The sequence below is a fragment of the Corynebacterium sp. HMSC035E02 genome (assembly GCF_001836065.1).
Taxonomy (GTDB): domain Bacteria; phylum Actinomycetota; class Actinomycetes; order Mycobacteriales; family Mycobacteriaceae; genus Corynebacterium; species Corynebacterium hiratae.
On record NZ_KV827347.1, the window covers coordinates 1 to 11,029 of the forward strand.

An 11,029-nucleotide genomic window follows, 5' to 3' on the forward strand; every position below is an offset into this window, starting at 1 on the left:
ACACCGCTACCATTTCAGTCTTCTGAACAGATTCCGCGCAGGCTGCGTCTGGCCCGGTCGTGGGAGTACTGGTAATGCGTCACCGTATTCGGGGTTGTGTGTTTGCGCCCATCGCTTGCCGAGGTTTGTGTCCAGATCTGGCCGTGGGTGTAGTCTTCACCGGGGTTGTCCCGCCGCCAGGTTTCAATTACCTCTGGCACGGTGGGGGTTTTCACCGACAAGATGTAGTGCAGCCCTGCATCTATCAATGCTTGTTTGTTCGACGCGGAGAACATCCCTGCATCGGCGACGACGGTGACCTCGTCGAGTTGGTAGGCCTCTTGGAACCGTGTGATCATCGGCAGCATCGTGTGGGTTTCTGCCGAGTTGCCAGCAAACGCGCCCACATGCAGTGGAAACCCAGTGGCATCAGTAAGCAGCCCGACAAGGATTTGCGGCTCTAGGCGGCGCTCTTTGGAAAACCCGGGTTTGCGAAGCTCATCAGGAGTATCGGTTTCAAAGTACAGGGTGGTCACGTCGTACAAAATAAAAGTACCTGGCCCGATACCTGCATGATGGGCCAACACTTGGGTTAGTGTCTGCCCAAACGATTCGGTCGCGAAGGTGGGAAGACGCCTCTGGAGAGTGCGGTAGCTTGCGCTGGTGATGCCCACCTCGGCAAGAGTCTCGATGGAATCCAGCTTGAGCCGGGATGGATGATCCGGGCACGCACCAGATCACGAAACACCGGATCATCACCGCTTGCTGCAGCAAGGCCTAACTCGTCGAAATACGCATAATACCGTCCAGCAAGTAACCGGCCCGCTGACCGACTACCGGCAGCGGGTGGCAAACGCTGCCTGTTGCCGATGGGATGTGTTCCATCTCGCCGAAGTCCATTGCGAGTTGGTCACCATCGACGATGCGTTGAGCTTCAGCTCTTAAAAGCGCAAGCTCAGACTCTGAATGTGCTGAGCCGATATGCTTCATCCTTTTCGCGCCTTTGCGTTCAGAGAACACCACCTGCACCGCCATCGCCCCAGAAGCGGTCTTGACAGTGCGAATATAAGGACTCACAAAAATCAGACTACTGAACACCCCCGGCACTACCCACTTAGTGCGGAAAAATTCCTCCCCACCAACGAAAACCAACAGGTAACCGTGCCAAGAGTGCCTTTGCTCACCCACCCATGACCTAAGTCAGGTTACAGTTTTACAGGTACTTTAAATCCGTAAACGCGGGGAACAAGACAGCATCGTGGCAAGCAGGAAACTTGATGATACCTCAGTGGGATTGGCTGGCCGAGACGCCCTTCTAGGCCGCCATGTCATATAGGCCAGCGAGGACCGCCAAATTAGCGAGGTCTACCGATGCAATGAGGATGGCGTGAGCCGGCGCAGCGGTTGGACATCATTTTTGCTTTGGACGAGTTTCCAGGATTCTCTGTTTGTAATAATCGCGATCCGCCTCTTGCATGCGAGAAAATTCCATGAGCACGCCCGGCCAAGTGGGAAATGAATCTACCAGATTCTCCGACATGTTCGATAACGGCGAAAAAGCGATCTCGCCCCATCTGACTCCTATGCCTACTCTTTCAGAGTAATCTGTGCTGTTTAGAGGACCAACACACCACTGGCTCCCTGATGCGGCATTCATCCATATCCCCGTTATGGCTATGATTCGGGAGACTGTGTCTTCATAGCTGTGTTTAGAATTGAGGATTTCGAGAAGGGGTTCGAAGGGAAACTCTTGTGCGCCATCGGTAACTTGCTTCTTCTGGGAAGATGTCAGCTCTGTGAGCACTGTGGGGACTGTTTCTGTGAGGAAGTCCTCTAGCCGGTTTCCGAATTGCTGTTGATATCCGTCAAGCCACATGGGGGTCTCCTAGGTCAAATAGGGCGGATGATCCAGGCTCCTGAACCGTTATTTAAAGTCCTGTCGAAAAAGCAGGTTGCAGATCTAGCCCAGTATCCAGTATTTTGTTGCTCTCTGAGGAAATCAAGTCGATTCCAGCATTCATTTTCGGCAAGGAAGATTTGAGTGTTGTGCCCCGACCCCGCAACCGGAACGCAGAATTACTCGGCGTTAAAAGAATAGCTCCCAGTCAACTCGTTATGGAGGACGACGGTATAGTCCTGGCCGTTGGCATTAGCGCCGTCGATAAGCGCCTGCAGCTCCTGTGAGTTGTAATGGCGGCTTAAGCCGACGTAGAACACTGCGAGGAGGATAAGCCCTGCCACGAGGATGGCGGCGGGGACAATAATGCTGCGGAATCGGGACATGTCGTCGACGTTAGTAGAGCGCTGGTTTAATCGCATCCCACGCCGGTTGCAATTGCTTGCCAAACATCACCCAGTCGTGGGTGCCGTCGGTGAGATAGTCGGTGGTGTGGGGGATTGAGGCGTCGTCAAGCGCGGCGGAAAATTCCTCCGTACAGCGACGCGATCCGGCCTCCAAAAGGGTGCCCCCGATGCGATCATTGACGGACTTTCCGGGGTAGGCCGCCAGCTCCTCGTCCGTCCATGCGCCCGAGGCAGCGGCGAGATAGAGCGCCGTGCCGCGAAGCCCCTCCGGATGCGACATGACGTCATTGCGCAACCAATCCTCCGAACCGCGCGGCCCCCACATGTTCGTCGGGTCACCGCCTTTAGTACGCACCGTCAAGTCCACCGTGCCCTGGCCCACCTTGCTGGTGGTGGAATAGCAGCCGGAAATGCCCGCCACGCCATTGAAGAAACCCGGGTTGTTGTTCGCCATCATCACCGCGCCCGACGCGCCCATGGACAACCCAATGAGCCCGCGCTTGCCGTTGTGATTGAGTTCCGCTTCCACGACGGGGGCGAGTTCGGTGGTGACAAAAGTTTCCCACTTGTGGCGCCCCAACTTCGGGTCATCCTCTCTCCAATCGGTCCACATGGATCCGGCTCCCTGCGAGGGGATGACGATGCTGGCGTCGGATTCGCCGAAGACGCGCTTCACATGCCCCTTGGTGATCCAGTTCGAGGTCTCCGGGGAGTCTACGCCCTCGAGAAAGTACACAACGGGCCCGCCGTTGCCCACGACGACGTCGACAGGAATGTCGCGCCCCATCGACGGCGAGGAGATGATCCACTTCTCACGGCCTGGTTCGTCGGTAGCACGCCGCTCCACGAGGGAAACCTCGTCGATTTCTTTAATCGGGTATGGGTACTCTTCCTGCTCCGTAGACCACGCGTCGGTAAGCAGATGGGAGGAAGTGCCTAAGCCATCGATGACGTTGAACATGGTGTCCACGGCCCACTGCGATGAGGCCTCGTCGCGGCTCGACAGTTGGTAGGAGGAGCCGGGCGTGAACATCAGGGAGCTGGCCACCAGCGCGGGGAAGAGCTTCATAAACGGCTACCTTAATACAGATTCCGGTATGCTCGGCGCACATGCTCGGAAAGGATGACACCATGAAGATGGCACCGCGCCACCGTCAGCAATTGCCACCGCTTCCGATGGTTTCGGCCAAGCTGGGGGAGCGGTTGGCCAGCCAGGTGTTCGTGGAGGAAGGCCGGGAGCTGCTTCCGGAGTTGCAGGAGTTCCGCCGCGATATGCACCAGAACCCGGAGGTGGGGCTGCATCTGCCGCGCACGCAGGAGAAGGTGCTCGAAGCTCTTAAAGGGCTACCGTTGGAGATTCAGCTGGGACGCGATCTCAGCTCGGTCGTCGCGGTGCTGCGTGGCGGCAAGCGCGGCGAGCGCCCCGTGTCGGTGCTGCTGCGTGCGGACATGGACGGCCTTCCGGTGCGCGAGCAGACGGGCAGCCCGTTTGCCTCGACGAATAACAACATGCACGCCTGTGGCCACGACCTGCACACGGCGGGGCTGATCGGCGCGGTGAAGATGCTGTGCCGTCACCGCGAGGAGCTGTTGGGCGATGTCATCTTCATGTTCCAGCCGGGTGAGGAAGGCCCGGGCGGTGCGCAGCCGATGATTGATGAGGGCGTGCTCGACGCTGCTGGCCGCCGCCCCATTGCCGCCTACGGCCTGCACGTCGGCCCGCAGGATCGGGGTACCTTCCACCACATCGCGGGCCCGATGATGGCCTCGTCGTCCAACTTGGGAATCACCGTCTACGGCAAGGGTGGGCATGGCTCGCGCCCGCACGATGCGATCGATCCGGTTGCGGCCCTCGCGGAGATCCAGGTGGCGCTGCAAGTGGCGCTGACCCGGCGCTTCGACGCGAACTCGCCGATTGTCATCACGGTGACCAACCTGCGCGCAGGCGACGGTGCGGTCAACGTCATCCCGGACAAGGCGGAGCTGGGCGCGACGGTGCGCGTGCTTCGCGACGAACACATCGACGCCGTCCGCCAAATGATCATCGAGGTCTCGAGCTCCGTGGCGGCTTCCCATCGTTGTACCGCGAAGGTGGACTTCGAGGTCCTGTACTCAGCCACCAAGACCTCACCGCGCGAAGACCAGTTCGCGGCGTCATTGTGGGCGGGTATGTTCGGCGCGGAAAACGTGCTGACCATGGACACCCCGATGATGGCCTCGGAAGATTTCGGCGCGGTGCTCGCCCAGGTACCGGGCACGTTCATGTGGTTCGGCACCGGTGATCCGCACACCCCGGAGCACATGCGCGAGTGGAACCACTCGCCGTTGGTGCGCTTTGATGATTCCGTCCTGGGAGACCAAGCCGCGGCCCTGGCGGCGGTGGCCTTTGAGCGCCTCGCCGCCGAGGACGCCCACCCCTCGCCGGCCACGAAGGCTATGCGTGCGCCGGTGCAGGATGCGCAGCCGCCTTCTTCCGCAGCGCAATAGTGCCCCAGATGGTGGCTACCCACTCGGCGAGCACGACGACCATGCCGGCGAGGAGGGGCCAGATGGCGTCGTCGAGCGCAGTGCTTAACGACGGGAAGAGATTCTTCGTGGCGTGCACCGCGATGGCGATAATGAGCCAGCGCACCGGCTGCTTCTGGGATAGGCCATAGGCGCTAAGCCCAGCGAACAGCGAGTGGGAGAGCGGGTTGGACGCCAGTCGGATGACCACCGCCCCGATCGACCCGGCGGTATCCGAGTCGAGGTTATCCACCGTCATGCGCGCGAAGGCGGTGGCGTCCTCACCTACAGTGAAGCCGATGCCCACGGCCACGCCCACGAAGACGTAGTCGAGCCAACTGCGGGGCCGGATGACGAAGGTGCAGATAAGCAACACACCGAGGAACTTGAGCACTTCCTCGATGAGCGGCGCATACCCCGCAGCGCCCAGCCAGTCCAAGCCAACGCGGGCGAGAAGGTGAGTCATGTTCGTATTGAGCTCCACCGCGAGCCCGGAGACAGCAAAGCCCCACACCACGCCGTGCGCAATTCCTGGGCGGCGGCGCAGGAAGAACAGCGCGAGGGAGACGAGTACGGCGGCGAAGGCCACCGCAGTCAGCGCGCTGGCGGGCAGAAAGGGTTCATGGGTGTAGTGAACAACGGTCACCCCCAACGCGCCGAGGGTCAGCAGGTAGTACAGGTACTTCAAGCTTCCTCCTTCTGAACCCGATCGGCGAAGTCACTTGCCTTCGGGCCCTCGATATACAGGAAGGAGATGGTGTTGTCGTGCGGGTGAGCCAGCGTGATGCCGTCGCCGTCCTCGACGCGGTAGAGCTCTGGCGCCTGGGTGGTGATGGGGGCGTCGGTGAGCGCGCGCGTCCCGATGAAGGAACGGTGCTGCCGCGGCAGGTAGGTCTCGACCTCGTGGGAGGAGCTGCCTTCCTCAGAAATGATGGTCGCACCACCGCAGTTCCAGGTCTGCGAGGAGGCGTACGGATCCTCCGGGCATTCAAGCCCCGGGATACCGCGTACGGGCGTGGTGTCGGGAGTGGGGTCGGGGAGGAGGGCGTCGGCAAGCGGTACTGCGGCGAGGACGCCGATGCAGGAATAAATCAGTGTGTTTCTCATGCTTTTGACCCTAAGAGCTGCGATTTTGCGCCGGTATCCTCCGCAGGGAGGATTTTGCGGAGTTTCACAATGCTGACAATCGTGGCGACCCACAGGCCGATGAGGATGAGGAAGGTAGGGAAGATGGGCCAGAAGGCGTCCTCAAACGCGGTAGAGATAGACGGGCCGAAATTGGCCGTGAAGTGCACCGCCATGGCGATAAGCAGCCAACGCACCGGTTGCCTGCGGGAGAGTCCATATGCTGCGATGCCGGTGAAAAAGGAGTGCATGAGCGGGTTCGCGATGAAGCGGACAAGGAGCGCCAGCAACGTTCCCCTGAGATCAGAATCGAGGTTCTCCAGCGTCATGTTGGCGTAGTAGACGGCGTTTTCGCTCACGCTAAAACCCATCCCCACGGCCACGCCGACGAAAACGTAGTCCGCCCAGTGGCGGGACCGGATGACGCAGGTGCAAATGAAGATGACGCCGAGGAATTTGAGGACTTCCTCGGTGAGTGGGGCGATGCCAGCGATGACCAGCCAGTCCGGGACCGTACGGATGAGGAGGTGGTACATGTTCTCGTTGAGCTGGCCGGCGACAGTGGAGACCGCAATACCCCACACCACCCCGTGCGCAATGCCCGGGTGCTTGCGCAAAATCAGCAACGTGAGACCGATTGCCACGGCCGCGTACAACACTGCGGCGAGCGCGCTGGTAGTGACGAAAGCGCCGTGGGAGAAATCATAAGCGACGAACACCAGTCCGGCGGCGGTGAGCAGTTCGTACAAAGTCTGTGTTCTTCTCATGCGGTTTAGGTTATGAACCGGGCTTGGGGTGCCGGTATCCTCCGCAGGGAGGATTTTCCGGAACGCAGGGAGAACTATCGTGGCAACCATGACGAGAAAGACGCGACCACTGTGGATCACGGTGCTGCTCATTCTGCTCTGCGTGGTGGCGGATTTGGCGGCATGGATCCCCCATATCGAAAACTTCGAGGGGACGGATCAGGAAGCCCTTGTTATGGGCTTGATGGGTCTATTTAGCTTCGCCACGTGGATTCTGCTGCCCTTCGCCCTGCACCACTCACGGCGGGAGCGCAACATCCACGAGGAGTACCCCGGCCACCCGGTGGTGCTGATTGCGGCTCTGCTCGTCCTGGTACTAGGCGGGTTTCGCCCACTGTCGCTGTCAGTGCTGGTGGTGTTGATTTCAATCATCTCGCGCGGCCGATTGCGGTGGTCCCTGGCGGGGACGGCGGTCTTCGTGGCCTCGTGTGTGACCGTTATCTCTGTGCCTTACATTCGGATGAACATCTTCGATCCCTTTGGTTACGTGTTCTATGGGAGCCTCTTTCTTATCGTTGCCTGGATTACGGGCTCGGTGCGCGCGCAGCGCCGCCAGCGCGAGGTCACGCTGGTGAGCTTGGCGGAGCTTAATGAGGACCAGCTGCGCTCGCGCGAGGAGCGGGCGCGTCTGGAGGAACGCAACCGCATTGCCCGCGATATCCACGATTCCCTCTCGCATCGGCTCAGCCTTATTTCCGTGTACGCGGGTGGCCTGAGCTACCGCAAGGATGCGGACCCAGAGCACATCGCCGAGGCGGCAGACACCATCCAGTCGGAGGCGAAGGCCGCTGTGGAGGATCTGCGCGGGGTGATCAAGGCGCTGCGCGTGGACGATCGGGTGGATCCGCGCGCGAGCATCGAAGAACACATCGAGCGCGCACGGGCGACGGGGACGAAGGTGCGGTATGAGAAAGGGGACGCGCATGAGAGCATCGATAGGCTTAGCACGATGGCAGCTCACACGCTGGGCCGCGCCGTGCAGGAGGGGCTGACCAACGCGCGCAAGTACGCGCCGGGGCAGAAGGTAAGGCTCACCGTGGAGAACGAGGAGGATAAGGTGCGGGTGACCATGCAGAATAAGAAGGTGACGCACCAGCCGAAGTCCGGCGGCGGCAATGGCCTGTTGGGGCTGGAGGAACGCGCCCGGCTGGCGGGAGGCACCTTCACAGTGCTTGACGACGCCTCCACCTTCACCTGGGTCCTCGAGCTACCGGAGGAGGCACACGCGTAATGATTTCAGTGGTGTTAGTCGATGACGAGCAGGCACTGCGGCGCGGTATCCGCTTCATCCTGGAAGGCGCAGCAGACATCGAGGTGGTGGCCGAGGCCGGCAATGGGCGCGATGGCGTGGCCCGCGTGCTGGATCTGCAACCGGATGTCGTTCTCATGGATATCCGCATGCCCGTGATGGACGGCATCGAGGCGGCCGGACAGCTGCGCGCGAGCGCGGCAGACCTTCCGGTGGTCATGCTCACCGCTTTTGATACGGATGAGTTCATCGTGGATGCGCTACACGCCGGCGCGATGGGGTTCTTGCTGAAGACCATCGAGCCGGAAGGACTGGTCTCGGCGGTGCGGGCCGTGGCCGCAGGACAGCAGCTGCTGAGCCCGAAGGCGCTGAAGAATTTGCTGGCGCTCAAGCGTCCTGAGCCTGCGCCCACAACCGCAGCCAAGTCGCCTGAGCCCCGCCCACTGGAGGGCTTAAGCCAGCGCGAAAACGAGGTGGCGGAGCTGGTGGCCCAGGGCCTAGACAACCAGGAGATTGCCGGACAGCTCTACGTTTCCGTGACCACGGTGAAGACCCATATCAAGCACATCTTGGACAAGCTGGGCGGTACCAACCGCGTGCACATTGCGATTGCGGTGTTGGAGTCGCGCTAGCCTCGGCGGAGGAAGGCGGAAATGATGCCGATGATTGCGATGACCACCACGATGATGGAGGCCGCCGGCCAGTACCGGGGGTAGTACTTCAGCGTGTAGCCAAAGACCTGGCTGTCGTTGAACTGTTGGGCCAGTGCGATGGGCATCCACCACAGCTTGGTCAGCGTCAGGATCGCGCCCAAGAGCCCGGCGATGATGCGGACCGGCCTGCGCAGGAAGAAGCTGGCCGCCACGAGGAGAACACCAACAATCGTGAGTGCGAAAAGCAGAGGCGTATCCACGGCGAGCGGCGAGCCATTGATGAGGAACTCGTGGTCCACTTCGTGCTGTTCGATAAGCGTGTAGCCGTCGAGGACGACATCGTCGGGGATGCCCACTTAGGTCTCCTTCTGCTCAGAGTTCGGGTCGTAGCCATCGGCCCAGGTATCGGTGTCGAAGTCGTAGTCTACATTCTCGCCCTTTTCATCGGTGCGCTGGTACCAGTCTGTGTAGCGGTGCGCTGAGGAGTCGAAGTCGGAGCCGGCACCGCGGCCCTCGTCGGCGTGCTCGACGGTGATCTCGAAATCATCGCCGTGCTCCTCGATGCCACGCACGACGGCGTTTTCCACCGCGGCACGCGCGTAGGCGCGGCGGATGAATACCGGGTCGGAGCGCAGGTCCTTGATGAAGGCCACCATCATGACGAGCAGCACGATGCAGAAAGGTAGCGCTGAGAGGATTGTCAGGTTCTGCAGGCCTGTGAGCACGTCCTCACCACCGGTCAGAAGCATGACAACAGCGATGCCCATCATGCACAGGCCCCAGAAGATAACGATGATCTTGTTCGGGGCGGGATTGCCCTTGGAGGACATGGTTCCCATGATGACCGATGCGGAATCCGCAGAGGTGATGAAGAAGACCGCCAGCACCAGGATCAAAATGAAAGGCGTGATGCTGCTCAGCGGCAGGTTGTCGAACATGGCGAAAAGAACCTGCTCGCCGGAGGCGGAGCCATCAAAGTTGGGTAGTTCTTCGCGCTGGAAGGTAATGGCCGTGCCGCCGAAGATGGTGAAGGCCAGGATGAGGATGAGGGAAGGGGCGAAGACGGTCACGGCCGTGAATTCGCGCAGCGTGCGGCCACGGGAGATACGGGCCACGAACATGCCGACGAACGGCGTCCAGGCAATCCACCACGCCCAGTAGAACGCAGTCCAGTAGGACTGGAACTCGACGGTTTCATCGCCCCAGGACAGGCCTTTGGCCATCATCGGCAAAAGCTGGTCGATGTAGGTCACGATGCCGGAGGGCACGAGATTGAGCAGGAGCAAGGTCGGACCGGTGAAGAAGACAAAGATGACCAAGCCGAGTGTCACCGTGATGTTGAAATTAGAGAGATAGCGCACGCCGCGGGAGACACCCGAGACCGCCGAGATGATGAAACCGCAGCCCAGGACCGCAATGATCACGATGAGCACGGAGTTGGTCAGCGGGCCGGCACCACGGATGATGGAGACGCCTTGGCCGATCTGGATGGCGGAAAGACCCAGTGTGGCGGCGGTGCCGAAGAGCGTGGCGACGAGGGCGAGGACGTCGATAAGCTTGCCCAGCGGGCCGTCGGTATCGCGGGAGCCGAACAGCGGCTTGAAAATCGAGGACACCAGAGGGACGCGTCCGCGGCGGTAGGAGGAATAGGCGATGGCGCCGCCGACGAGGGCATAGGCTGCCCAGGGCGAGATTCCCCAGTGGTAGTGCGCCTGGGCCATGGCCTGGTGCAGGGCCTCGACGCTGTTGCCGTCGACGGTGTGCGGCGGCGGGGTGAGATAGTGCGACAGCGGCTCTGACGGGCCGTAGAAGAAGATGCCGACGCCGATGCCGGCGCCAAACATCATGGCGACCCAGCTAAACCAGCCGAACTCAGGCTCTTCGTCATCGGTCCCGAGCTTGATGCGACCTAGACGGGAGCAGCCGATGTAGAGCATGGTGGCTACGGCCATCATCATGGTGATGTTGAGCAGCCACCCGGCGTTCGTGATGGCCCAGGAAAAGGCGGAGGAGGATGCGGCTGAGACGGATTCTGGCGAGCTAATGCCCCACACGATGAAGGCTACGACGAAGGTAGCGGTGCTGAAAAAGGTGATTTTGTCGAGGGCGAAAGCGTTGCGTTGGTCCTCCACGCCGATGCCAGGGACCAAGCCCGGGTGCATGTCGTGGGGATAGATGCCTACTGGGGGACCGGTGGCTTGTCGAGAGTTCATGGTGACCATTATCGCAGGTGCGCGAAATGACAGTGTTGTGAGCTAGGATGAAGGAACCTATTTCTGCGTCGATTGGAATGCCATGTCGCTGCCTAATTTTGATGAGAATGTCCGTGAGCTGGAGGAAGCCTTCGCGCTCTTCGAACTCGTGGAGGAACACGTACTCGATCCGAACCTGTTGCTGTCGGTGAAATG

Annotated in this window: 13 protein-coding genes; 3 read left to right on the plus strand and 10 right to left on the minus strand. The window is 60.7% G+C overall.

Annotation, left to right across the window (positions count from 1 at the left end; translation table 11 throughout):
• Positions 1 to 14: 14 nt before the first annotated feature.
• The 5 genes from HMPREF2635_RS13665 to HMPREF2635_RS07080 form a co-directional block, all read right to left on the minus strand.
• Positions 15 to 653 (minus strand): IS1634 family transposase, encoded by a 639-nt coding sequence (locus tag HMPREF2635_RS13665; protein WP_246824860.1) that lies wholly within the window; start codon positions 651 to 653, stop codon positions 15 to 17.
• A gap of 103 nt (positions 654 to 756) precedes the next feature.
• Positions 757 to 1,056, minus strand: coding sequence for a hypothetical protein (locus HMPREF2635_RS13670; RefSeq protein ID WP_246824861.1), 300 nt, complete (start codon positions 1,054 to 1,056; stop codon positions 757 to 759).
• Positions 1,057 to 1,390: 334 nt separating this feature from the next.
• Complete coding sequence (locus HMPREF2635_RS07070; RefSeq protein WP_070702399.1) at positions 1,391 to 1,855, minus strand: hypothetical protein; 465 nt, start codon at positions 1,853 to 1,855, stop codon at positions 1,391 to 1,393.
• 200 nt (positions 1,856 to 2,055) lie between these two features.
• Positions 2,056 to 2,262: a hypothetical protein gene (locus HMPREF2635_RS07075; protein ID WP_210401595.1), complete on the minus strand. Its 207-nt coding sequence runs from the start codon at positions 2,260 to 2,262 to the stop codon at positions 2,056 to 2,058.
• A 10-nt stretch (positions 2,263 to 2,272) separates the two neighbouring features.
• Positions 2,273 to 3,352, minus strand: a complete 1,080-nt coding sequence (locus tag HMPREF2635_RS07080; RefSeq protein ID WP_070821483.1) for an alpha/beta hydrolase — start codon at positions 3,350 to 3,352, stop codon at positions 2,273 to 2,275.
• A 62-nt stretch (positions 3,353 to 3,414) separates the two neighbouring features.
• On the opposite strand from HMPREF2635_RS07080, the gene HMPREF2635_RS07085 reads away from it, so the two are divergent.
• A complete protein-coding gene (locus HMPREF2635_RS07085) occupies positions 3,415 to 4,770 on the plus strand; it encodes a M20 metallopeptidase family protein (protein ID WP_070821484.1) in 1,356 nt (451 codons plus the stop codon).
• Here HMPREF2635_RS07085 and HMPREF2635_RS07090 read toward each other — a convergent pair.
• From HMPREF2635_RS07090 to HMPREF2635_RS07100, 3 genes are read right to left on the minus strand one after another with little or no spacing between them, the layout of a single operon-like run.
• Positions 4,718 to 5,476: a PrsW family glutamic-type intramembrane protease gene (locus HMPREF2635_RS07090; RefSeq protein ID WP_070821485.1), complete on the minus strand. Its 759-nt coding sequence runs from the start codon at positions 5,474 to 5,476 to the stop codon at positions 4,718 to 4,720. The two genes, HMPREF2635_RS07085 and HMPREF2635_RS07090, sit on opposite strands and share 53 nt — an antisense overlap.
• Positions 5,473 to 5,895 carry a hypothetical protein gene (locus HMPREF2635_RS07095; protein ID WP_070513652.1) on the minus strand — a complete coding sequence of 141 codons (423 nt, stop codon included), beginning with the start codon at positions 5,893 to 5,895 and terminating at the stop codon, positions 5,473 to 5,475. The genes HMPREF2635_RS07090 and HMPREF2635_RS07095 overlap by 4 nt, the downstream gene beginning before the upstream one ends.
• A complete protein-coding gene (locus HMPREF2635_RS07100) occupies positions 5,892 to 6,680 on the minus strand; it encodes a PrsW family glutamic-type intramembrane protease (RefSeq protein ID WP_083306732.1) in 789 nt (262 codons plus the stop codon). The genes HMPREF2635_RS07095 and HMPREF2635_RS07100 overlap by 4 nt, the downstream gene beginning before the upstream one ends.
• An 88-nt stretch (positions 6,681 to 6,768) precedes the next feature.
• On the opposite strand from HMPREF2635_RS07100, the gene HMPREF2635_RS07105 reads away from it, so the two are divergent.
• Entirely contained in the window at positions 6,769 to 7,950 is a 1,182-nt protein-coding gene (locus tag HMPREF2635_RS07105) for a sensor histidine kinase (RefSeq protein WP_232751692.1), read from the plus strand.
• Complete coding sequence (locus HMPREF2635_RS07110) at positions 7,950 to 8,600, plus strand: response regulator (protein WP_070513646.1); 651 nt, start codon at positions 7,950 to 7,952, stop codon at positions 8,598 to 8,600. Before HMPREF2635_RS07105 ends, HMPREF2635_RS07110 begins: the two co-directional genes overlap by 1 nt.
• Here HMPREF2635_RS07110 and HMPREF2635_RS07115 read toward each other — a convergent pair.
• Both HMPREF2635_RS07115 and HMPREF2635_RS07120 read right to left on the minus strand, forming a co-directional pair.
• The gene (locus tag HMPREF2635_RS07115) at positions 8,597 to 8,977 is read right to left on the minus strand and encodes a hypothetical protein (RefSeq protein WP_070513643.1); all 381 of its coding nucleotides are present in this window, start codon (positions 8,975 to 8,977) and stop codon (positions 8,597 to 8,599) included. The genes HMPREF2635_RS07110 and HMPREF2635_RS07115 overlap by 4 nt on opposite strands.
• A complete protein-coding gene (locus tag HMPREF2635_RS07120) occupies positions 8,978 to 10,843 on the minus strand; it encodes a BCCT family transporter (protein ID WP_070513640.1) in 1,866 nt (621 codons plus the stop codon). It lies immediately after the preceding gene.
• Positions 10,844 to 11,029: the final 186 nt, after the last annotated feature.